Genomic DNA, 21,578 nt, shown 5'->3' with positions numbered 1-21,578 from the left:
GAAAACCATGGGGAAGAGCTCGGGTCCCGGGACCCGGGGCTCAAGCTCCGGGCTGAACTGCGGCGATGAACGCCGACCAGGCGGGGGCGGGAATGTGGAGCTGGGGGCCCGTGGGGTTCTTGGAGTCACGGAGGTGGATGGTGGGCGTTGCGAGGGCTACCTCTACGCAGTTGCCGCCCTCGTCGTCGCTGTAGCTCGACTTGCGCCACGTCAGCTGGTCAGTCATCGCGAACCACCATCCGTTCGATGAAGCGGGCCGACTCCTCAGGACTGAGAGCCTGCGCACGGATCATGCTAAGCCGCCCCGCAACACGGCTGACAACCTCGGGATCAGCCGACAATTCGCTGGCGAACGGCCCTTCGGCGAAGGCGAGTCGCTCATGGTCGCGCGTGTCCAGCAGCACCATGGCACCCATGAGCGCCGCCGCGATGGCCCGGTCGAACGGGAGCACTTGCAGGGTGACGTTGCGCAGGCCGGCGACCTCCAGCAGACGGCGCCGCTGCTCATCGTCCACGAACGGGGTGCTCAGCGTCGCCTCGTAGAGGATGAAGCTGAACGCCACCGGCGGGGTCCGGTCGGTGAGGATGGCCTGCCGTTCGAGGCGGGCCGCGATCCGCGCCTCGACCGTCTCATCGTCCAGGGGCGGATACCGGTTCTCGATCAGCGCCCGAGCGTATGCCTTCGTCTGCAACAGCCCCGGGATCAGCGTCGACTCGTACGACCAGTGGCCGACCGCCTCTCTCTCGCGCTCCATGAACTCCCGCGCCCTCGGCGGGAATTTTTCCCTGCTCAGGTAGTCCTTGGCCGCACTGAGCATCCCTTCCGCCCGGCACAACTCGTCGGCGACATCCAGCACCCTGGGCGTGGCCATCCGCACCCCCTGCTCCATCGCCTTGATCGTGTCCGGCGAGTAATTGCTCGCCGCGGCCAACTGCTCACGGCTCACGTTCGCTTTCGTGCGCCAGCGCTTCAACTGGTTGCCGCAGAAGCGCCACATCACCGGCGACTGGGACACAGCACGCACCTCCGACCGGTACACCTCGGCCTGTCACCCACGCGTCACTACCGACCGTAGCCTCGCGGGCACCACCGTGTGACCATGACGAGCGCAATTCACCGCCCCGGATGGGTCCCCCTCGCCGGTCACCAACTCCACCTCACCGGCGTGTACTTCGACGCCGTACGCATCGAGGGCTTACGCGGGGAGCTGGTCGCCGAGCAGCTGATCGAGGCGACGGACGACGACGCGGGACCGATCGTGTGCGAGGCGGCACGGGGACGCTGGGTGTACTTCCTGCTGCCGCCCGGCACCGTGCACGCGTACGACTGGCCCCTCGGCGTCCAGCAGTTCGGCGGCCGGGGCGAGCACACCGTCACCTACATCGGCATCCCCGCCCTGGACGGCAACACCTGGCCCCTGCGCTGGTACAGCGCCCCCACCGCCACCGCGCCCCACGTCGTGCCGGAAGTCCTGGCGCGGGCGCTGGGGGTCAGCCCTTCGGGGACGTCACGGTGAGCATCAGCGAGGTGCGCCGGGGGACGGCCGCGTCGTCGGTGGCCTGCTCCGGGGCGGAGGTGTCGACGAGCCGGATGAGGAACGGAGTGGAGCCCGTCGGGGCCTCGTCCAGGGCGCGCAGCCGGTAGCGCTCGACGCGGGCGGCCTCACGGGCCAGCGGGGTGCCGTCCGGGTACAGGTAGTGCGGGAACACGTCGTTGGCCACCCGCATGTCGGCCCGCCGCCAGGCGCCCGTCGCCGGGTCGCGGCGTTCCAGGACGAGGCCGCCCGACTCCAGGACCGGGCCCGTGTCCCTCATGATCTCGATCTGGCAGGCGACGTACAGCTGCGGGTACGCGCGCGTGTTGCCGTTGTGGATGGTGACGCTGAACTCCTGGGCAGCGCCGCCCCGTTCGAGGGTGAGCCGGCCGCCCTCGGTGGAGGCGAACATGCTGAGGGTGGTGGGCGCGGCGGGCCGCGTCGAGCGGTGGGGCGTCGGTTCGGCCGGCCGGTTCGTCGCGCTCGGCTTGCGCGACGCGGACGGCGTGGCGCTGGGGGTGGCCGTCGGCGTGGCAGAGGGGGTGGTGGTCGCGGTGTCCGTCGGCGTGGCGGTCGACGGGGACGGCTGCGGCGTCGACGCCGAGGACGCGTTGTTCTCGGGACCGCAGCCCACGAGCAGGGCCGCCGCTGCCGCCGCCACCAGGACCGTCACTCCCGCCCGTGCACGCCCGTGTTCCATGGCCCCCCGCTCCCGCCCCTGATCAAGAGCCGTCACGCTAGCGGGAAGCCCGACGCGGCAGCGCAACGGCACCGCGTCGCTTGGGACACGAACCGGCAACTCCCGGCCGCGGTGGCCGGTTACTGCACCGGGCGCATCCCCAGCGGGCCCGCGATCTCCTCCGCCATGACCTTGCCCGCCTCGAACTCCAGGGTGTCGTCGCCCATGCCCTGGTCGGTGTCCAGGCCGTCCAGCTCCGCCAGGGGCTGGTTCAGGCGGACGTGGGCCACCACCGACTGGAGTGCGCGCAGGGTCGCGGACGCGGTGCTGCCCCAGTTGGAGAAGTACGAGAACTGCCACCACCACAGGGCCTCCGTGGTGCGGCCCGCGCGGTAGTGGGCCATGCCGTGGCGGAGGTCGGTGATGACGTCGGTCAGGTCGTCCGAGATGCGGGCGGGAACCGGCGCCTTGCGGGGCTCGTAGGGGTCGAAGACCTCGGAGTAGACGTCGATCGGGTCCAGCATGCGGGCGAGGTTCTCGCGGAGCTCGTCCACGTCCGGCTCCGGGCCGGGGTCGGGCTCGTAGCGCTCGTCGGGGACGATGTCCTCGTGGGCTCCGAGACGGCCGCCGGCCAGGAGGAGCTGGGAGACCTCCAGGAGGAGGAAGGGGACCGCCGAGTCCGGCTCGTCGCCCTTCGCCACCTCCGTGACGGCGACCAGGAAGCTCTCGATCTGATCCGCGATCTGGACCGCGAAGTCGTCGGGGTTCTGGTCGGTCGCGTGCAGCGTGGCATCAGACATCTAGGAGTCGTCTCCCCTCGAAGGCGCGGCCGAGCGTGACCTCGTCCGCGTATTCCAGGTCGCCACCCACCGGGAGGCCGCTGGCCAGGCGGGTGACCTTCAGGCCCATGGGCTTGATCATGCGGGCGAGGTACGTGGCCGTGGCCTCGCCTTCCAGATTCGGGTCCGTGGCCAGGATCAGCTCGGTGACCGTCCCGTCGGCCAACCGCGCGAGAAGTTCCCGTATACGCAGGTCGTCGGGACCCACCCCGTCGATCGGGCTGATCGCGCCGCCGAGGACGTGGTAGCGGCCCCGGAACTCACGGGTCCGCTCGATCGCCACGACGTCCTTCGGTTCCTCCACGACACAGATGACGGCCGGGTCGCGGCGGGCGTCGCGGCAGATCCCGCACTGCTCCTCCTGCGCCACGTTCCCGCAGGTCGCACAGAAGCGGACCTTCGCCTTCACTTCCATGAGGGCGTGCGCGAGGCGCCGTACGTCGGCCGGTTCCGCCTGAAGGATGTGGAAGGCGATCCGCTGGGCGCTCTTGGGACCGACGCCGGGCAGCCGCCCGAGTTCGTCGATGAGGTCCTGCACCACGCCTTCGTACAACGGACTGCCGTCCTTCCTGGGGTTCCTTCACTACGTACGGTAGAGGGCTTCGGCCTGTCTTAGAAAGGCAGGCCGGGGATGCCGCTGCCGCCGCCCAGGCCCTGGGCGAGCGGGCCGAGCTTCTGCTGCTGGAGCGTCTGCGCGTTCTCGTTGGCCGCCTGGACCGCCGCGACGATCAGGTCGGCGAGGGTCTCGGTGTCCTCCGGGTCCACCGCCTTCGGGTCGATCTTCAGCGCGCGCAGCTCTCCGGAGCCGGTCACGGTGGCCCTCACCAGGCCGCCGCCGGCCTGGCCGTCCACCTCCGTGCGCGCGAGCTCCTCCTGCGCCTTGGCCAGGTCCTGCTGCATCTTCTGGGCCTGCTGGAGCAACTGCTGCATGTTCGGCTGGCCACCACCGGGGATCACGATCAGCTCCCATCGTCACTGCGTCGCTCGGGTGATTTTCCCGTTCGGCACGAGCCTACGTGGTCGGGGCAGCCGTCGCCCCAGCACTCTTTCGAGTGAGTCCGGCCGGGGCCCTATACCTGATCAAGGCCCCCTTACGGGCGGAAAAGCGGCTGAACCTCCGTCATCGCCACCCATTGGGCGGTAGGAAGGGTCCGCCACATCGACACCAGGCGTCACGCTTCGTGCACGGCGTGAACGGTACGTGCCGACCGGGGGCGGTCGGGGATCAGTCGGATCAGTCGGGCCCGTAACGGGTCGGGCACGGTCCGTGCGGTCAGTTCGGTCAGTGCGGTCAGTTGGGAGTACCGGGTGGGTCAGCCGGAGATGCAGCCCGAGGGTCGGCCTCAGGACGGACGCGGTGAGCTGCGCGGCGAGGGGGCGGGCGGGTCCCGGCCGGGGGCTTCCGGGCCGAGAGCGTTCGGGCCGGGGGATCTGAGCGGGCGGGTCTTTCCGCTCGGCGACTGGGGCGAGCCCGCGGCCCGGCTCGACGAGCTGTACCGGTGGGTGGAGCGCGGGGCGCTGGACACGGCCGCCTGGTATCTCGCGGACCGGGTGTGGAAACGGCGGTGCGCGCGGGCGCTGCGCGGCGGGGCGGCGGCGGGGGCGGTGACCGGGGCGGCGCTGCCGCTGCTGGATCTGACCGGGGTGGTCGGCGGGGTCGCGCCCTGGGGGTATCTGGCGCTGCTGCTCGGCGTGGCGTGCGTGGCCGGTGACCGGTTCTTCGGGGTGACGTCCGGGTGGATAAGGGACGTGGCGACGGCGCAGGCGGTGCAGCGGCGGCTGCAGGCGCTGCAGTTCGACTGGGCGGCGGAGTGCGTGCGGGAGGTGCTGGGGCCGGCGGAGGGGACGGCGAGCGAGGCGGCGGAACGGTGCCTGAATGTGCTGCGCCGCTTCTCGGAGGACGTCACGGAGCTGGTGCGGGTGGAGACGGCCGACTGGATGGTGGAGTTCCGGACGGGGGGCGCGCCGCTGGGCATCCAGACGGCGGTGGCGAACGGGGGTCGGCAGGAGTCGGGGCTGTCGAACGGCCGGTTTCCGTCCCCGCAGGGCCAGCCGCGCCCGAACATGCCGAGGCAGCGGCCGCCGGAGCCGAGGTAGGTGGACCGCTGGTCGGCCCGTGTCAGTCGCGTTCGTACGTCAGCTCGTCGCCGTTGCTGGTGTTCACGCGTCTCAGGGAGCCGTCCGGGAGGAGGGTGATCTCGCTGGCGGAGCCCGGGGTGCAGGCGGAGCGGGGCTGGCCGACGGTGACCGTGGACGGGCCGATGCGGAGGCTGTCGCCGGAGGCCGAGGTCAGGTCGGCCTCGAAGACGCAGTGGTAGGTGCCGTTCCCGGTGGGGCCGTCCGCGACGAGGGACAGGACCGTGTCGCCGGTCTCGCCCTGCTGGATGGTGAGTTCGCGGCTGTGCACACCGCTGGCGTTGTCGATGGTGGTGGACCACGTCCCCAGGTACGCGGTGGGGATCGCCCCGTCGGACGGGGGTGCGGTGGTGCTCGGCTGTTTCGGGTCGGTGGTGGGGCCCGTGGTGGTATGGGGTGCGGTGGTGGACGGCTGAGGCGGTGTTGTGGGGTCCTCGGCCTGGTTGTTCTTCTCGCCGCCGCTCATCAGGGCGTACACCGTGCCGCCCGCCATGAGCGCGACGACCAGGGCGATCAGTACGAGGACGGCGGTGGAGGACCGGCCGTCACGGCGGGGGTCCTGGCCGGGGCCGGGAGGCCCGTAGAAGGGCGGGGGGCCGTACGGCGGGGTGGCGCCGGCGCCCGCGTGGTGGCCGTTGTAGGGGTAGCCGTACGCGGAGGGCTGAGGGTGCTGTTGCGGGTGGCCGTAGCCGCCGGCCGGGGTGGCGGGGCTCGGTGGCGGCGTGGGGCTGCTGGGGCCGCTCTGCCCACCGACGACCACCGTGGGCAGGTGATTCACCGGGCCCCCGCTGCCGGGCTGCCCGGGCGGAGGCGGGCCGGCGCTGTCGGCTGACGCGGCCGAGTCGTCGTCGGCGGGGGCGTGTTCGGGCGTGGCGGCGGGGGCGGCACCCGCGCTGCCGGAGGGACCCGCGTTGCCGGACGGTGTCGCCGCGGCTGGCGTACCGGATACGGCCGTCGGCGTCGGTGCCGGCGCTTCCGGGTCCTCCGTGTCCAGCAACTGCACGGCATGACGGCCGAGTTGAGCGACCAGGGCGCTCGGGAGCCACGGGTCGCGGGAGCGGCCCTCGGTGACCGTGTCCTCGGCGCCGGTGCGGGTCAGGACCTCGTCGAGGCTCGGGCGCGCGGCCGGGTCCTTCTTCAGGCAGTCGCGGACCAGATCCGCGAGCCCCTCGGGGATCTGCTCCAGGTCCGGCTCCTCCTGCGCGATCCGGAACATCAGCGCGTGCACACCGCTGTTGGCGGTGCCGAAGGGGAGCTTGCCGGTGGCGGCGTAGGCGAGGACGGAGCCGAGGCAGAAGACGTCGCAGGCCGGGGTGATGCGGTCGCCGCGCACCTGCTCGGGCGCCATGAAGCCGGGCGAGCCGACGAGCGCGCCGGTGCGGGTGAGGCCGCCGTCGGTCACCGTCTGCAGGGCGCGTGCGATGCCGAAGTCGATGACGCGCGGCCCGTCGATGGTGACGAGCACGTTGGAGGGTTTGAGGTCGCGGTGGACGATGCCGGCCGCGTGGATGTCCTTCAGCGCGTGCGCGAGCCCGGCGGCGAGGATGCGGACCGAACGCTCCGGCAGCGCCCCGTGGTCGTGCCCGACGACCTGCTGGAGGCTCGGCCCGGCGACGTACCCGGTGGCCACCCACGGCACGGCGGCCTCGGTGTCCGCGTCCAGGACGGGCGCCGTCCAGTGGCCGCCGACCTGCCGCGCGGCCTGCACCTCCTGGCGGAAGCGCGCCCGGAACTCCTCCTGCCGGGCCAGCTCCTCCCGTACGAGCTTCACGGCGACCGTGCGCCCCCGTTCGGAACGGGCCAGATAGACGTGCCCCATCCCCCCGGCCCCGAGCCGCGCGAGCAGCCGGTACGCCCCGATCCTCTGCGGATCCCCCGGCCCGAGCTTCTCCATCGCTGCGCCGCCTTCCCCCCAGTGAGCAACATCCCGAGGATAGTGCGGGGCGGGTGCGGGGTGAGCTGGGCTATCTCTACGGTTCCGTAACAGGCCCGTCCAGTTCGTCGAGGGCCTCGGACAGGCGTTCCAACGCCGTCACCGCGCGGGCGAGTTCCGCCTCTCCGTACGCCTTCGCCAGGCGCTCCGCGAAGGCCGCGTGCCCGGGGTCTATCCGGGCGATCGCGGCCCGGCCCTCCTCGGTCGGCGCGAGGAGTTTGGCGCGGCGGTGCGCGGGGTTGGGGCGGTACTCGGCGAGGCCCCGGTCGACCAGCAGGTCGGCGATGCGCTGGACGCTCTGCCGGGTGATGCCCATGGTCCTGGCTATGCCGGACACCGGAAGCGGTTCGGTGAGGACCGCGCCGAGCACCTGCCACCAGGCGGCGGTGAGCCCGGCGGGCCGGGCCAGTTCCTCGGCGATGGCGAGGAACTGGCCGTTGAGGCGGAAGACACCGAGGGCGCCGCGGCTGAGCAGGTCCTGTCGCTGTCTGCTCACGCCAGTGCCTCTTGCAGCTCGGCGTACGCGTCCGCGTCCGAGTCGTGGAACAGCCGGTACCAGGCGTCGGTCGCCTTCTCGTCGTAGGCGTCGAGCAGCCGGAAGATCTCGCGGGCGAAGGCGACCGGCTCGGTCGGCCCGGCGGTGACCAGCCCGTCGTCGGTGACGGCGTCCGTCTCGGCGTACCGCTCGCCGCCCGCGTATCCGGTCGCGGCGAGGTAGTAGGGCGAGCCGCTGGTGTGCGCCCGGTCGTCGAGCAGGCCCTCGCGGGCGAGCCCGGCGGTGGCGCCGCAGATCGCGGCGACGGGCACCCCGGCGTCGAGGAAGGCGCGGGCGGCACGCGTGAAGGGGGCGAGGCTGTCGCCCTCGTCCCACAGGGCGGCGCCGACGAGGATCAGCAGCGAGCTGTCCTCGGGGCGCAGCGCGTCGAGCGCGAGGTCGGGGACGACGCGGAGTCCGCCCATGCTGGTCACGGGGTCGGCGGTGGGGCCGACGGTGCGGACCTCGTAGCCGGCCTGGACGAGGTGTGCGGTGGCGTGGCCGGTCTCCCAGTCGGCGAAGGTGTCGTAGACGGCGAGGTGGACGGGCTTGCGAGTCGCCATGACCGCTCCCTGGGGGTGAGTGGGGGTGACGCCTCCCGACGCCTCCTGATGACAGAATCCTGTCATGACGACAGCTTGCTGTCAAGTGACTTCATGGGCGGCCCCGGCCCCCGGCCCCCCTCGGCTGTCGACAACCTGTCGCGGAAACCTCCCGACCGCAGACAGGCCGCCGATGTCCCCGCCCCCCGGCCGCCGCCTACGCTCGGGCGCATGACCCCTCAGACCCCTCAGCCGAACCCCGAGGTCGGGGCCGCCGTGAAGGCCGCCGACCGTGCGCACGTCTTCCACTCCTGGTCCGCGCAGGAGCTCATCGACCCGCTCGCCGTCGCCGGAGCGGAGGGGTCGTACTTCTGGGACTACGACGGGCGCCGCTACCTCGACTTCACCAGCGGCCTCGTCTACACCAACATCGGCTACCAGCACCCGAAGGTCGTCGCCGCGATCCAGGAGCAGGCGGCGAAGATGACCACCTTCGCGCCCGCGTTCGCCGTGGAGGCGCGCTCGGAGGCGGCCCGGCTGATAGCCGAGCGGACCCCGGGCGACCTGGACAAGATCTTCTTCACCAACGGCGGCGCCGACGCCAACGAGCACGCGGTGCGCATGGCCCGGCTGCACACGGGCCGCCCGAAGGTGCTCTCCGCGTACCGCTCGTACCACGGCGGCACCCAGCAGGCGATCAACCTCACCGGCGACCCGCGCCGCTGGGCCTCGGACAGCGCCTCGAACGGCGTCGTGCACTTCTGGACGCCCTTCCTGTACCGCTCCCGTTTCTACGCCGAGACCGAGGAGCAGGAGTGCGCGCGGGCGCTGGAGCACCTGGAGACCACGATCGTCTTCGAGGGGCCCGCCACCATCGCCGCGATCGTCCTGGAGACCATCCCGGGCACGGCGGGGATCATGGTGCCGCCGGCCGGTTATCTCGCGGGTGTGCGGGAGCTGTGCGACACGTACGGGATCGTGCTGATCCTGGACGAGGTGATGGCCGGGTTCGGGCGGACCGGCAAGTGGTTCGCGGCGGAGCTGTACGACGTCGTGCCCGACCTGATGACCTTCGCCAAGGGTGTGAACTCCGGCTATGTGCCGCTGGGCGGGGTCGCCATCTCCGGGGAGATCGCCGAGACCTTCGGCAAGCGGGCCTACCCGGGCGGGCTCACGTACTCCGGGCACCCGCTGGCCTGTGCCGCCGCCGTCGCGACGATCAACGTGATGGAGGAGGAGGGCGTCGTCGAGAACGCGGCGCGCCTCGGTGAGACCGTCCTCGGCCCGGGGCTGCGTGAGCTGGCCGAGCGGCACCCGAGCGTGGGCGAGGTGCGGGGCGTCGGCATGTTCTGGGCGGTGGAGCTGGTGCGCGACCGTGCCACGCGCGAGCCGCTGGTGCCGTACAACGCGGCCGGTGAGGCGAACGCCCCGATGGCCGCGTTCGCCGCCGCCGCGAAGAAGGGCGGCCTGTGGCCCTTCGTGAACATGAACCGCACCCACGCGGTGCCGCCGTGCAACGCGAGCGAGGCGGAGCTGAAGGAGGGGCTGGCGGTGCTGGACGCGGCACTGTCGGTGGCGGACGCGCACGTGGAGTAGCGGCGCCGGTAAGGGCATGGGGTGCCCGGCTCGAACGCATGAGTGGGGGTGCCGGGCCCGAACGCGTAAGGTGACGTGCTCGTAGGGACCGCCCGGTCCTGAACGGACCTGTGTGCTCCGGTACGAGCACGTCACCGGCTTTGCGACGAGGGAGACGCCCGACCATGCCCGGCATCAGCGGCAACGTCGCCGTGACCCGCAGCACCCTGCGGCAGCAGATCGCCGACGCGCTCCGTGACGAGGTGCTGGCCGGGCGGCTGCAGCCGGGGCAGGAGTTCACCGTCAAGGAGATCGCCGACCAGTACGGAGTGTCCGCGACGCCCGTGCGGGAGGCGCTGGTCGATCTGTCGGCGCAGGGGCTGCTGGACGCCGACCAGCATCGCGGGTTCCGCGTGCACGAGTACTCCGTGGACGACTTCCGCGGCATGATCGAGGCGCGCAGCATGGTGACCGACGGCATGTTCCACGCGCTGACCGACGGACGCCTCGCCCACCTCATGCCGGACGAGCCGCGGGTCGCCGCCGCCCTCGCCGGGGTGCGGCGGCGCGGCGAGGAGGCCCAGCGGGCGGCCCTCGCCGGGGACCTCACCGTCCTGATCGGCTACGACCTGCGGTTCTGGCGTGAGCTCGGGGCGCTGTTCGGCAATCCGTACCTGAGCGATTTCCTGCACCGGTTGCGGGTGCAGACCTGGGTGTGTGTGGTGCAGCAGCTGCGGCGGCTGCCCGATCTGCGGGGCCGGCTGTGGTCCGGACACACCGATCTGGTCGATGCGCTGTCGCGCCGTGACATCGATGCCGCCCGCGCGATCGTCGAGTCGTACAACGCGCACGGGCTCGCGCTGATCGAGCGTCTGACGGGTGAGTGAGCGGTCGCGGGAAGGCGGGTACGAGCGAGGCTGCGTCGTCTTTGTCCGTATGGGTATGGGACCTGCACGAAGACGCCGTACCCTTCCCTGACCACTCTCGTCCACCGTGCTGTGTGAGGAGCCCTCTTTGGCCTGTGACCTGTGGCTGGTACCGCTCGTCGACGTGTTGTGCCACACGCCCGACAATCCGTTCGCCGAGGAACTCGCGCAGTACAACACCGTGCTCGCCGAGGCGGGGCTGCCGCCGGTGCCGGTGTACCAGTACATGCCGGGCCTGTCCGGCGAGGTCGCCCCGGTCGCGGGATTCGACTACGACGCACTGCACTTCCTGCGGCGCGCGTATCTGCTCCAGGTGTGCGGGCTGCCGGTGACGCCGGTGGACGAACTCGGCGGCGACTACGAGCAGTTGCTGGAGATGTTCGAGTCGACGGCCCAGCAGTCCCACCTGGTCTGGCACTACGACCACGCGGGCGCGTACGTCCCCGTCGACTTCCCGGCGCCGCTGTCCAGCGACGAACTCCTCGCGGGCGGCGGCCCCTTGGGCTCCGCCCAGTCCCTCCTGCGGGAACTGGAGTACGTCGCCCCCACCCTCGGCATCGACCCGGCCAACCCCCCGGCCGCACCGGAACCCCCGCGCGGCCCCACGGAACTCGAGGAACCGGCCGTCCCCGCCCCGTACGACCCCAGCCCCTTCGCCCGCGAACGCCACGTCTGGCTGGGCCTGCACGCGGCGGCGACACGGAGCCTGGCGCAGGGGTCGATGATCGTGTTCAGCTGAGGATCAGCGTCCCAGCTGGGCGAGCCCCTTCTGCACGTCCTCCATGTTCATCACCGGCGTGTAGGTGATCTCCGCCCCGAGCTGCATGAAGAACGGCTCGCTGATCACCGGCATCTGCGAGCTGTCCTGCATGTCGAAGACCAGGTAGGCCGTGCGCTTGCCGTGCTCGGAGGTGAAATAGGCCGCCTCGGGCTTGATCTGCTCCACCGATTCCTGGATCAGTTTCGGCAGCGTGCCGTTCCTGATGGCCTCGTTGGCCTTCTCGGTGTCCATGGACGCCTTGAGCATCACGCGCATCGCACTCACCTTCTTCTGGCCGACGCACGCGGGGATACGGTTTCAGGCTATGCCCGTGACGGTTGACCGGCGAGCGAGGGGTAGGGCGATCTATCCGGTGATGCCCCCGATGACGCGGTAGACGACGTACAGCCCGTACAGCGCGAGAAGCAGCCCGAGGAAGCGGGTCCATGTGGGCAGGATGCGGCGTCGGTGCGTGTTCCACATGCGCTTCAGGCGTACGACGGCGGACAGAACACCAAGCGCGGCGATGGCAGTGAACAGACAAAACAGCACGGGCCGTTCGCCGGCGGGCGCGTTCTGCACCCCGGCGTTGCCGATGATGAGCAGCAGATATGGGGCAACGTACTGGGCCGGGCTGAACTCCCGTACCTGCTCAGGGCTACCGGTTTCGGTCATGGAGGCCTCCGTGGCGTGGTAGGTGTCGGCAAGGATGTGCGCCCCACGGCAGGAGGAAAGACCGTGGGGCGCACATGGGTGTTCCAGCCCCCGGGGAGGGGCGCCATCAGGAGATCAGGTACATCACAGGGTGATGTCGATGAGCCACTCGATGGCGGTCTTGACGGAGATCGCGCCACCCAGGGTCAGCGCCTTCTTCACCCAGCCCGGGAGGGAGTTCCACTTCTCCTTGAAGTAGCCCTTGCCCTTCTTCGCCCAGTCGGTCAGCTTCTTCTGCCAGGAGTCGGGCAGCGCGTTGAAGGCCTTCTTCAAGGCCTTCTTCTTCAGCTTGTCCAGAAACCCCTTGGCGGCGAAGCCGTCAGTGCCGGCGGCGGAGACCACCTGCTGCTTGGTGAGGCCTTCCTCCCTGAGGAGCTCCTTGCCTTCGGGGGTGTCGAGGTAGCTGGCCCAGGCCTCGGGCGAGGAGAACTCGAAGGCCGCATCGAACTCCGGGGCGGCGGAAGCGGAAGCGGCAGCGGCCGTCTCGCGGTGGGTGGTGGCCTGGGCCGCCGTGGTACCGGTGACACCGAGGGTGAGAGCGGCCAGAGCGGCAATCGCACCCATGCGGATATGCCGACGATTCACTATCGTGGTCCTTCGGGTAAGACGGTGCGGGCGCTGCCGACCGGTGCACTCATGGCCTGGAAACCGTGTGCGTCGGAAGTGGCGGTGCCCGCACCCCCGGGCTTCTCTGCCGGGGGCGGTGAAGAACCTAACCCCGTGTTGATCAAGAGTTCCAGATCTTGATGCGGATATGCCCTGAAATTTTCGTTGATCCAGGACGCGCAGACGGGATGTTTTTCGCAAGTCCGGCGGACAGAAGCGGACGATCTATCGCAAGCCGTGCGCGGGAAGGCGTAAACCGGACTGGCCACTACCGCCACCCCGAAACCTCAGGTTCCGCTCAACTCGCCAGGAACCGAGGTGGATCGACCCCTGCACACCACAGCGTCGACCCCCGCGAAAACGTCACACCGTCAGGTCTGCACCCCTATAGGGCCCCGGCAGCCGCCTGAGCGATGTCCGGAAAGGACGCAAGGCATCCGCCCGTGGGCTGACAGGCATTCCTGCTGAGGGCGGATTTTTCGACCACCTGCGGTTGCCATGCTGCCGATCATGACCACTGCATCCCCGGATCCCGCCGGCTTCGCCTATCACCGCATGGGCCGGCGCACCGGTCGTCACCGCTGGTGGCGGCCGCTGCTCGGCGCTGTGCTGTTCCTGCTGAGCTGGCTCGTGACCGTGCTCATGCTCTACCTCTTCTCCTACGCGCTGGGGACGGCAGCCGGATACCCGGAACTCCCCGACGGTGGCGTGGACTTAGGGCCGCTGCGCAATACGGCACTGGACCTGACGTACATCGCCGTTGCCCTGCCCTTCATCCTGCTGGCCGTACGGTCCACCGAGCGGCGGCCCGCCGGCACACTGTCGTCGGTCACTGGACGGCTGCGGAAGGGCTGGCTGGCCCGGTGCCTGCTGGCCGCTCTCGCCCCGGTGGCCCTGCTCACGTCAACCTCCCTCTTCCTGCCGGGCGACGGTTCGGCCTCCGAGGACTCCGCGGCATGGGTCGGCTTGTCACCCTTCCTTACGTCTCTCGCCGTCCTGGCCGTCTTCGTCCCAGTGCAGGCCGCTGCCGAGGAGTACCTCTTCCGGGGCTGGCTCACCCAAGCGGTCGGGGCCTTCCTGCGCTCCCGGTGGCTCGTAGTGCTCCCCCAGGCCGCACTGTTTGCCACCGCCCACGGCTGGGGCACCACCTGGGGCTTTCTCGATCTGCTGGTCTTCGGCCTCGTGGCGGGATGGCTGACCCTCCGCACAGGCGGCCTGGAAGCCGCCATCGCCTTGCACGCCCTGAACAACCTGCTCGCTTTCGGCGTATCCGCCGCCACAGTCGGCGGGCTGTCCTCCGACGACACCGCAGCGGACGCACCCTGGCAACTGGCCCTGGCGGATATGACAGCCGCCCTGCTCTACGCCGCGATCATCATCTGCATCGCCCGCAACCAACGCCCCCAGCGCCTGGCACCTCCTGAGGTCGCACCTCCCCCACCACCTGCACCGAACCCCTGTGTCCCGCCGCCTACGACCGGCATGGCCCGCTCACACAACACCGCTTCTGATTGACGGTCATCCCGCGTGGCCGCGGGCGGCCACGGGCCCGGGACGGTGATCCGTAAGGAACGCATGGTGACCACTGGGGCGACACACGCCCAGAAACCCGTACGCCGGGGGGAGGTTGACGCACGGGTTTCGGCCAGCGGCCGAACGGCGACCGCGGGCAAGCAGCCGGGTTCGGTCCCTACGGGCCTGGCTTACAGGTTCCTGCGACGGGTGGACACCCCGTTGCGGCATGCGGGCCGCTTGCTCTCCACGATGAGGGCGGCAGTGTCGTCGTCGAGGGCGTAGCAGAGCTGGGCGTGCAGCACGGGGGGCCTCCGCGGAGGCGAGGTGCAGCGCCGCATCCGAGTCGAAGACTCCGTCCCGGCACAGCCAGAGGTCGATGGCGATGGTCCGGTCGTCCTGGCGGCGGACGGGCTTTCTGGGTACGCGGTTCACCTGGACCCGCGCGTTCGGCGTCCCGCCCATCAAGCTGCCACCCCCATCGACGCAACGGGGGTACCAGTCGGCGACGGGGGTCAGGCTCGTGGCTCCAGCATCCCGCTTCCTCCACGACGGACGCAGTGGTCACCCTCCCGAGCGGGACGGCCGGCCGGATTCACCGCACCGGCCGCCCCATCAGATCTTCAGGTCCCCGGGAGGAGAACTCACAGGAACGAGTTGATCTCGATCGTCTCGTCGCGGCCCGGGCCCACGCCGATCGCGGAGATCGGGGCGCCGGACATCTCCTCCAGGGCCTTGACGTAGGCCTGGGCGTTCTTCGGGAGGTCGGAGAACGACTTGGCCTTCGAGATGTCCTCCGACCAGCCCGGCAGCATCTCGTAGACGGGCTTCGCGTGGTGGAAGTCGGTCTGCGAGTAGGGCAGTTCCTCGACGCGCTTGCCGTCGATCTCGTAGGCGACGCAGACCGGGATCTGCTCCCAGCCGGTGAGGACGTCGAGCTTGGTGAGGAAGAAGTCGGTCAGGCCGTTCACGCGGGTCGCGTAGCGGGCGATGACCGCGTCGAACCAGCCGCAGCGGCGGTCACGGCCGGTGGTGACGCCCCGCTCGCCGCCGATGCGGCGCAGCGCCTCGCCGTCCTCGTCGAACAGCTCCGTCGGGAACGGGCCGGCGCCGACACGGGTGGTGTACGCCTTCAGGATGCCGATGACCCGGCTGATCTTCGTCGGGCCCACGCCCGCGCCCGTGCAGGCGCCGCCCGCGGTCGGGTTGGAGGAGGTGACGAAGGGGTACGTGCCGTGGTCGATGTCCAGCAGCGTGCCCTGGCCGCCCTCGAAGAGGACCACCTTGTCCTGCTCCAGCGCCTGGTTCAGGATCAGCACGGTGTCGGCGACGTACGGCGCGAGCTTGTCCGCGTAGCCCAGCAGCTCCTCGACCACCTGGTCCACGGCGATCGCGCGGCGGTTGTAGAGCTTGGTGAGGATCTGGTTCTTGACGTCGAGGGCCGCCTCGACCTTCTGCGTCAGGATCGACTCGTCGTACAGGTCCTGGACGCGGATGCCGACGCGGTTGATCTTGTCGGCGTAGGTCGGGCCGATGCCGCGCCCGGTGGTGCCGATCTTGCGCTTGCCGAGGAAGCGCTCGGTCACCTTGTCCACCGTCACGTTGTACGGCGTGATGATGTGCGCGTTGCCGCTGATCAGGAGCTTGGACGTGTCGACGCCGCGCTCGTTCAGCCCGCTCAGCTCGGAGAACAGGACCGACGGGTCGACGACGACGCCGTTGCCGATGACCGGCGTGCAGCCGGGGGACAGGATTCCGGAAGGGAGCAGGTGCAGGGCGTACTTCTGATCGCCCACGACCACCGTGTGGCCGGCGTTGTTGCCGCCCTGGTAGCGCACCACATAATCGACGGATCCGCCGAGCAGGTCCGTCGCCTTTCCCTTGCCTTCGTCACCCCACTGAGCACCGAGCAGCACAAGTGCGGGCACGCGCGTACACCCCTTCCGGGCGGGGCATGTCCATGGTCGAGGGCGTACACGGAGGATCACCGCCGCGTGCACCGCGACCGTCGTTGGCCGCCAACCGTCGGACCGGATGCCCCGGAATAGACGAAGCCCCTGGCGCAATAGCGCAAGGGGCTCTTGCACAAAGATGCTACCCGAGGAAGCGAGGCAGGGCCGAGGTGGCGACTTCCGCGACATCATCCGCGACGTCTTCGTCCACTCCCGATCAGCTCCTGGTGGTCGTGGATCCTGTCGCCCGCCGCACCGACGGCGAGTCCGTACGGATCGCGAAGGACGTGCTCAGCGCGGGTGCGGCCGGGACGAAGGTGTGTCTGCCGGACGGCCCGGAGGAGTTCGCGCGGGCGCTGCGGCGGCGGGGTTCGCGGCGGCCGGTGCTCGTCGGGGACGACCGGGCGCTGGTGCGGGCGGTGAGCCTGCTGCACCGGCAGCGGGAGCTGGCCGGATGTGCGCTGTCGCTGGTGCCGGTGGGCGGCGCGTCGGCGCTCGCGCGGTCGCTGGGGGTGCCGACGAGCGCGGTGGCGGCGGCGCGGGCCGTGCTGGACGGGGCGGAGCGGCGGATGGACCTGCTGGTGGACGACAGCGACGGGGTGGTGCTCGGCGCGCTGCGGATCCCGCCGCTCGGTGCGGTGCGGGAGCGGGGGGCGGTGGACGGGGAGCCGGCCCCTCCGTGGCCCTGGCTGCACACCTGCAGGTCCCTCGTCCGCACGCTGCTCCCGGCCCGCCCCTCCCCTCTCACCCCGGTCCCCGAGGCGGGCCCCGCCCGGCTGCGCGTCGAGGTGGACGGCGAGACCCTGATCGACCTGCGCCAGCCGGTGGAGTCCGTATCGGTGACGCCCACGGCCGCGGGAACGGCCCGCGTCGAGGTCCGCCCCCTCTCGGTCGGCGCGGAGGCGTCCCCCCTGCTCGCCGAGGCCCGCACGGTCACCGTCTCGGGCGCCCACTTCCGCTACCGCGCGGACGCGACGATCTCGGGCCCGGTGCGGACCCGGACGTGGGTGGTACGGGCGGGGGCTTGGGGGTTGACGGTTCCGGTGGGGTAGCGGCTGGGTCAGGGGGCCTTGAAGCCGGAGGTGTCGAGTGTGCAGTTGAGAGGCTCCGGGATGTCCAGCCTCTCGCCGAACGACTTGGTCAGGCGCCCCTCGTATCCGCTGCCGCTCGGGGACCAGAAGACGGTGGCCTGCTCGTTCTGCATGTCGAGGACCAGGTAGACCGGGACGCCCGCCTTGGCGTAGACCTCGACCTTGCCGGTCAGGTCGTCCTTCCGCGTCGAGTCCGAGGTCAGCTCGGCGACGAAGGACAAGCCCTCGCCGTCCAGGCGGTTGCTGACGGTCTTGTGCGTCCGCCGGTCGGCCGCGTGGATGTCCGGGCCGTAGGCGCTCTCGGAACCCGGGAACACGTACAGGAAAGGCCCGTAGCTGATGCGGTGCCCTTCAGGAAGATGCGGCCGTAGCTGATCACAGACCAGCTCCATGACCTCGAGGTAGTACCCCTTCGACCACGGCGACACGACGATGCTCCCCCTCACGATCTCGGCCTGGTAGCCGTCGGGCACGTTCAGCTCGTCGAGGACGTCAAGGAGCTCCTCGAAGTCGCTGTGGGGCTCGGTGCCGCTTATCGTCGGTCGCTCTGCCATGACTGTCATGATGCGCCCTCCCCGGAATGCGGACCAGCCACCACTCAGCGTAGCCGACCGGTCACCCTCACCCGAACAGCTCCTCCCGGCGCACTCGCCAGCGTTCCATCATGGCCGCGATCTCACCGTCGACGAACTCGAAGAAGGCGAGCGTCTCCGCCATGCGGCAGCCCGCTGGGGTGTCCGCACCGAGGCTCGCGACCCCCTCCCTCAGGGCCGCTTCCCAGCGCTTGATGACGGCCTCGCGGTTGGTGAGCGCCTCGTACCACTGGTTGCTGTGCACCCGGTACCGCTCGCGCCGTGAGCCGGGTTCGCGCTCCCGCGACACCATGTGCTGCTGGGACAGATAGCGCACCGCGCCGGAGACGGCGGCGGGGCTGACCTGGAGCTGTTCGCCCAGTTCGGCGGAGGTGAGCGCACCCGAGTCGGAGGCGAGCAGCGCGGCGAAGACACGGGCCGGCATCCGCTGCATCCCCGCCTCGACGAGCTGCGCCGCGAATCCCTCCACGAACTTCGACACCGCCTCCGGGTCGCGCCCCGGATCACCCTGCCCCACTGCTTCGCTCATGATCCGATCATGCCTCACAGCCTTGACGCTTCCTTAACTTCACAAATTTCTGAAAGAAGCGTACGTTCTGAAACATGACGAAGGCAATCAGCGTCTCCGGGCTCCACAAGGCGTTCGGCCGCACCCACGCGCTCGACGGTCTCGACCTGGACGTCGAGTCCGGCGAGGTCCACGGCTTCCTCGGCCCCAACGGCTCCGGGAAGTCCACCACCATCCGCGTCCTGCTCGGCCTGCTGCGCGCCGACTCCGGCGCCGCCCAGGTCCTCGGCCGGGACCCGTGGCGGGACGCCGTCGAGATCCACCGCCGTATCGCCTACGTCCCCGGCGACGTGACGCTGTGGCGCAACCTCTCCGGCGGCGAGGTCATCGACCTGTACGGCCGTCTGCGCGGCGGCCTGGACGCGCGGCGCCGCGCCGAGCTGATCGAGCGCTTCGAGCTGGACCCGACGAAGAAGGGCCGCACCTACTCCAAGGGCAACCGGCAGAAGGTCGCCCTCGTCGCCGCGTTCGCCTCCGACGTCGACCTGCTGATCCTCGACGAACCGACCTCCGGACTCGACCCGCTGATGGAGGAGGTCTTCCAGAGCTGCGTCGCCGAGGAGCGCGAGCGCGGGCGTACGGTCCTGCTGTCCTCGCACATCCTCAGCGAGGTGGAGGAGCTGTGCGACCGGGTGAGCATCATCCGCAAGGGCCGCACGGTGGAGAGCGGCACGCTCGCCGACCTGCGCCACCTGACCCGCACCAGCGTGAGCGCGGAACTCGCCGGACCGCCCAACGGGCTCGCCTCCCTGCCCGGCGTCCACGACCTCGACGTGCAGGGCAACCGGGTCCGGCTCCAGGTCGACACCGACAAGCTGAACGCCGTACTGCGCTCGCTCAGCGAGTCGGGCGTGCGGTCGCTGACGTCGACGCCGCCGACGCTGGAGGAGCTGTTCCTGCGCCACTACCAGGAGGACGTGACGACGACGCCCGAGGCGGTGACCCGATGACCGCGGCGACCACGAACGCCTTCGCCGTACGCCCCGCCGGCTCGCGCCAACTCGCGGGCACCGGAACACTGTTGCGCTTCGCCCTGCGCCGGGACCGGGTGCTGATCCCCGTCTGGGTCGCGGTGAACGCCCTGATGGTGCTGTCCATGCCGGGCACCCTGGCGAGCCTGTACGGCACGGCGGCCGAACGGGCCGATCTGATGCGGCAGATGGAGACCAACTCCTCCCTGCGCGCGATGGTCGGCCCCGTCTTCGACGACTCGCTCGGCGCGCTCACCGCCTGGCGGGCCGGGGTGTACGCGGCCGCGCTCGCCGCCGTGATGAGCCTGCTGATCGTCGTACGCCACACGCGCGACGAGGAGGAGAGCGGCCGGCAGGAACTGGTGGCGTCCGGCATGGTCGGCCGCAGGGCCCCCCTCACGGCCGCCCTGCTGACGGCGGCCGTCGCCGACGGCCTGCTGGCGCTGCTGCTGTTCGCGGGCCTGTCCGCCCAGGGCGCGACCGGGGCGCTCGCCTTCGCGCTCGGCATCGCCGGCGTCGGCATGCTCTTCGCGACGACGGCGGCGATCGTCGCCCAGCTGACGGAGAGCGCGCGGCTGGCGCGGGGGCTGACGGCGGGAGTGCTGGGCGCGGCGTTCGTGCTGCGCGCGGCGGGCGACTCGGCGACGGCTGATGGTTCGTCCGTCCTGACCTGGCTGTCCCCCTTGGGCTGGCTGGAGAATGTCCGCGCCTTCGCCGACGAACGCTGGTGGGTGCTGCTGCTGATCGCCGGGGCGGTGCTGGCGCAGGGCGCGGTGGCGTACGAGCTCACCGGGCGCCGCGATCTGGGCATGAGCTTCCTGCCGACCCGGCCAGGACCGGCGCACGGCCGCCTGGGCACGGCGGGCGCGCTGGCCTGGCGGCTGCAGCGGGGCAGCGTGCTCGGCTGGAGCATCGGCTTCTTCCTCGCCGGGGTCGTCTACGGCGGGATGACGGAGGGCGCGGCGGATCTGGTCGGGGACAACGAGCAGGCGCGGCAGATCATCGAGCGGATGGGCGGGCAGGCGGCTCTGACGGACGCGTTCGTGGCGGCGATGATCGGGATGCTGGGCCTGATCGCCGCGCTGTACGTCGTGAGCTCGGTGCTGCGCCTCACCGGCGAGGAGACCTCCGGCCGGGCGGAACCGGTGCTGGCGGGCGCGGTCGGCCGGCTCCGCTGGGCGGCCGGCCACCTGGTGATCGCCTTCGGTGGGGCCGCCTGGATCATGCTGCTCGCCGGTGCCGGGTACGCCCTGGCCTACGGCAAGGACGTGGGCGGAGTGCTGGGCGCGTGCCTGGTCCAGATCCCCGCGGTGTGGGTGATCGGCGGCGCGGCGGTCCTGCTGCACGGGCTGCTGCCGCGTGCCGCGGTGGGGACGGCGTGGGGAGTCGCCGGGGCGGTGCTGCTGCTGGGCTGGGTGGGCCCGGCCCTGGACGTCCCCGCCACCGTCCTGGACCTCTCCCCCTTCGGCCACCTGCCGAAGCTGCCGGGCGCGGAGATGAGCTGGGGGACGGTGCTGGTGCTGTGCGGGATCGCGGGGGCGTTGGTGGCGGTGGGACTGGCGGGGGTGCGGCGGCGGGACATGACGACGTGACGTGACGGCGTGACGTGACGGCGTGACGTGGGCTGAGGACTCGGGCGGGGCCCCCAGGGCGGCGTCGTTCAGGGATTCTGTCCGGTTTGATCACGTGATGCCGAGGGTGGCCAGCGGTCGGGCAGCGTCTCGGCTGTGTTTTGCGCGGCCGGTGCGATGCTGTCGCAGCCGGTCAGGCGGAGAGCGCCGATGGCAAGGTTGCGCAGTGCCGCCATGGCCCGGGGCGCGGTCCCGCGTCAGCTGCCTGAATCCGCATCAAGAGGGACACATCGCCTGAACGACGCCGCCGTGGGCGGGGCCCCTTTCACGTTGAGCACGTTTTGAGGTTTCCGGGGACTGAAACAAGCCGTCGTCAGTTCTGCGCGGTGAGGCCGCCGAAGGCTTCACCGCGCCACTCGGGGGGACATTGGGTTCACCTCAGGCCACGTACGCGGCAGTTTTCAGCCATCAGTTGGCGCCTCAACCACATCGGCGGCCATTCATACAGTTAGTTTTTCGCCGACCCGGTGATCACCCTGG

The 21,578-nt window shown here is 70.8% G+C and carries 25 protein-coding genes; 10 read left to right on the top strand and 15 right to left on the bottom strand.

Annotation, left to right across the window (positions count from 1 at the left end):
- Positions 1-40 precede the first annotated feature (40 nt).
- Positions 41-226, bottom strand: coding sequence for a DUF397 domain-containing protein (locus N4P33_RS03635; RefSeq protein ID WP_260824684.1), 186 nt, complete (start codon positions 224-226; stop codon positions 41-43).
- Complete coding sequence (locus N4P33_RS03630; RefSeq protein ID WP_260824714.1) at positions 219-998, bottom strand: helix-turn-helix transcriptional regulator; 780 nt, start codon at positions 996-998, stop codon at positions 219-221. The genes N4P33_RS03635 and N4P33_RS03630 overlap by 8 nt, the downstream gene beginning before the upstream one ends.
- A gap of 102 nt (positions 999-1,100) precedes the next feature.
- Between N4P33_RS03630 and N4P33_RS03625 the strand changes: the two genes are divergently transcribed.
- Positions 1,101-1,517, top strand: coding sequence for a hypothetical protein (locus tag N4P33_RS03625; protein WP_260824683.1), 417 nt, complete (start codon positions 1,101-1,103; stop codon positions 1,515-1,517).
- On the opposite strand, the gene N4P33_RS03620 is transcribed toward N4P33_RS03625, so the two are convergent.
- Positions 1,492-1,947: a hypothetical protein gene (locus N4P33_RS03620; RefSeq protein ID WP_260824682.1), complete on the bottom strand. Its 456-nt coding sequence runs from the start codon at positions 1,945-1,947 to the stop codon at positions 1,492-1,494. The genes N4P33_RS03625 and N4P33_RS03620 overlap by 26 nt on opposite strands.
- Here N4P33_RS03620 and N4P33_RS03615 point away from each other — a divergent pair.
- Positions 1,946-2,257: a hypothetical protein gene (locus N4P33_RS03615; protein WP_260824681.1), complete on the top strand. Its 312-nt coding sequence runs from the start codon at positions 1,946-1,948 to the stop codon at positions 2,255-2,257. The two genes, N4P33_RS03620 and N4P33_RS03615, sit on opposite strands and share 2 nt — an antisense overlap.
- Positions 2,258-2,354: 97 nt before the next feature.
- Here the strand turns inward: N4P33_RS03615 and N4P33_RS03610 are convergent, their stop codons facing one another.
- The 3 genes from N4P33_RS03610 to N4P33_RS03600 are packed head-to-tail and all read right to left on the bottom strand — an operon-like array spanning position 2,355 to position 4,010.
- On the bottom strand, positions 2,355-3,014 hold the full coding sequence (locus N4P33_RS03610; protein ID WP_260824680.1) for a DUF5063 domain-containing protein: 660 nt from the start codon (positions 3,012-3,014) through the stop codon (positions 2,355-2,357).
- A complete protein-coding gene (gene recR / locus N4P33_RS03605) occupies positions 3,007-3,606 on the bottom strand; it encodes a recombination mediator RecR (RefSeq protein WP_142194070.1) in 600 nt (199 codons plus the stop codon). The genes N4P33_RS03610 and recR overlap by 8 nt, the downstream gene beginning before the upstream one ends.
- Before the next feature lie 59 nt (positions 3,607-3,665).
- Positions 3,666-4,010 carry a YbaB/EbfC family nucleoid-associated protein gene (locus tag N4P33_RS03600; protein ID WP_260824679.1) on the bottom strand — a complete coding sequence of 115 codons (345 nt, stop codon included), beginning with the start codon at positions 4,008-4,010 and terminating at the stop codon, positions 3,666-3,668.
- A 351-nt stretch (positions 4,011-4,361) separates the two neighbouring features.
- Here N4P33_RS03600 and N4P33_RS03595 point away from each other — a divergent pair, with 351 nt between their 5' ends.
- Positions 4,362-5,150, top strand: coding sequence for an SLATT domain-containing protein (locus N4P33_RS03595; protein ID WP_260824678.1), 789 nt, complete (start codon positions 4,362-4,364; stop codon positions 5,148-5,150).
- A gap of 22 nt (positions 5,151-5,172) precedes the next feature.
- On the opposite strand, the gene N4P33_RS03590 is transcribed toward N4P33_RS03595, so the two are convergent.
- The 3 genes from N4P33_RS03590 to N4P33_RS03580 all read right to left on the bottom strand — a co-directional run bounded on the left by N4P33_RS03590 (position 5,173) and on the right by N4P33_RS03580 (position 8,220).
- Positions 5,173-7,083: a serine/threonine-protein kinase gene (locus N4P33_RS03590; protein WP_260824677.1), complete on the bottom strand. Its 1,911-nt coding sequence runs from the start codon at positions 7,081-7,083 to the stop codon at positions 5,173-5,175.
- A 76-nt stretch (positions 7,084-7,159) separates the two neighbouring features.
- On the bottom strand, positions 7,160-7,618 hold the full coding sequence (locus N4P33_RS03585; protein ID WP_260824676.1) for a MarR family winged helix-turn-helix transcriptional regulator: 459 nt from the start codon (positions 7,616-7,618) through the stop codon (positions 7,160-7,162).
- A complete protein-coding gene (locus tag N4P33_RS03580) occupies positions 7,615-8,220 on the bottom strand; it encodes a type 1 glutamine amidotransferase family protein (RefSeq protein WP_260824675.1) in 606 nt (201 codons plus the stop codon). The genes N4P33_RS03585 and N4P33_RS03580 overlap by 4 nt, the downstream gene beginning before the upstream one ends.
- Positions 8,221-8,430: 210 nt before the next feature.
- Between N4P33_RS03580 and N4P33_RS03575 the strand changes: the two genes are divergently transcribed.
- From N4P33_RS03575 to N4P33_RS03565, 3 genes are all read left to right on the top strand, one after another.
- A complete protein-coding gene (locus tag N4P33_RS03575; RefSeq protein ID WP_260824674.1) occupies positions 8,431-9,795 on the top strand; it encodes an aspartate aminotransferase family protein in 1,365 nt (454 codons plus the stop codon).
- 164 nt (positions 9,796-9,959) lie between these two features.
- On the top strand, positions 9,960-10,661 hold the full coding sequence (locus N4P33_RS03570; RefSeq protein ID WP_260824673.1) for a GntR family transcriptional regulator: 702 nt from the start codon (positions 9,960-9,962) through the stop codon (positions 10,659-10,661).
- 127 nt (positions 10,662-10,788) lie between these two features.
- The gene (locus tag N4P33_RS03565; RefSeq protein ID WP_260824672.1) at positions 10,789-11,439 is read left to right on the top strand and encodes a hypothetical protein; all 651 of its coding nucleotides are present in this window, start codon (positions 10,789-10,791) and stop codon (positions 11,437-11,439) included.
- Between the two features lie 3 nt (positions 11,440-11,442).
- Here the strand turns inward: N4P33_RS03565 and N4P33_RS03560 are convergent, their stop codons facing one another.
- The 3 genes from N4P33_RS03560 to N4P33_RS03550 form a co-directional block, all read right to left on the bottom strand.
- Positions 11,443-11,736, bottom strand: coding sequence for a DUF3303 family protein (locus tag N4P33_RS03560; protein ID WP_260824671.1), 294 nt, complete (start codon positions 11,734-11,736; stop codon positions 11,443-11,445).
- A 90-nt stretch (positions 11,737-11,826) separates the two neighbouring features.
- Positions 11,827-12,135, bottom strand: coding sequence for a hypothetical protein (locus tag N4P33_RS03555; protein ID WP_260824670.1), 309 nt, complete (start codon positions 12,133-12,135; stop codon positions 11,827-11,829).
- Between the two features lie 123 nt (positions 12,136-12,258).
- Positions 12,259-12,738, bottom strand: coding sequence for a hypothetical protein (locus tag N4P33_RS03550; RefSeq protein ID WP_260824669.1), 480 nt, complete (start codon positions 12,736-12,738; stop codon positions 12,259-12,261).
- A 552-nt stretch (positions 12,739-13,290) separates the two neighbouring features.
- On the opposite strand from N4P33_RS03550, the gene N4P33_RS03545 reads away from it, so the two are divergent.
- Positions 13,291-14,295 (top strand): CPBP family intramembrane glutamic endopeptidase, encoded by a 1,005-nt coding sequence (locus N4P33_RS03545; protein ID WP_260824668.1) that lies wholly within the window; start codon positions 13,291-13,293, stop codon positions 14,293-14,295.
- A 641-nt stretch (positions 14,296-14,936) separates the two neighbouring features.
- On the opposite strand, the gene N4P33_RS03540 is transcribed toward N4P33_RS03545, so the two are convergent.
- Entirely contained in the window at positions 14,937-16,220 is a 1,284-nt protein-coding gene (locus N4P33_RS03540; RefSeq protein ID WP_260824667.1) for an adenylosuccinate synthase, read from the bottom strand.
- A 137-nt stretch (positions 16,221-16,357) separates the two neighbouring features.
- On the opposite strand from N4P33_RS03540, the gene N4P33_RS03535 reads away from it, so the two are divergent.
- The gene (locus N4P33_RS03535) at positions 16,358-17,296 is read left to right on the top strand and encodes a diacylglycerol kinase family protein (protein ID WP_399028411.1); all 939 of its coding nucleotides are present in this window, start codon (positions 16,358-16,360) and stop codon (positions 17,294-17,296) included.
- A gap of 8 nt (positions 17,297-17,304) precedes the next feature.
- Here N4P33_RS03535 and N4P33_RS03530 read toward each other — a convergent pair whose 3' ends face one another.
- The gene (locus tag N4P33_RS03530) at positions 17,305-17,898 is read right to left on the bottom strand and encodes a Uma2 family endonuclease (RefSeq protein ID WP_260824666.1); all 594 of its coding nucleotides are present in this window, start codon (positions 17,896-17,898) and stop codon (positions 17,305-17,307) included.
- Positions 17,899-17,956: 58 nt separating this feature from the next.
- Entirely contained in the window at positions 17,957-18,457 is a 501-nt protein-coding gene (locus N4P33_RS03525) for a GbsR/MarR family transcriptional regulator (RefSeq protein WP_260824665.1), read from the bottom strand.
- A gap of 74 nt (positions 18,458-18,531) precedes the next feature.
- On the opposite strand from N4P33_RS03525, the gene N4P33_RS03520 reads away from it, so the two are divergent.
- Together N4P33_RS03520 and N4P33_RS03515 are read left to right on the top strand one after the other, a co-directional pair.
- A complete protein-coding gene (locus N4P33_RS03520; protein WP_260824664.1) occupies positions 18,532-19,446 on the top strand; it encodes an ABC transporter ATP-binding protein in 915 nt (304 codons plus the stop codon).
- Positions 19,443-21,059, top strand: a complete 1,617-nt coding sequence (locus tag N4P33_RS03515) for an ABC transporter permease (protein ID WP_260824663.1) — start codon at positions 19,443-19,445, stop codon at positions 21,057-21,059. The genes N4P33_RS03520 and N4P33_RS03515 overlap by 4 nt, the downstream gene beginning before the upstream one ends.
- The last annotated feature ends 519 nt before the right edge of the window (positions 21,060-21,578 follow it).

The sequence above is a fragment of the Streptomyces sp. 15-116A genome, from assembly GCF_025290915.1.
Lineage (GTDB): Bacteria > Actinomycetota > Actinomycetes > Streptomycetales > Streptomycetaceae > Streptomyces.
This window is presented reverse-complemented; position numbering and strand designations above follow the sequence as displayed.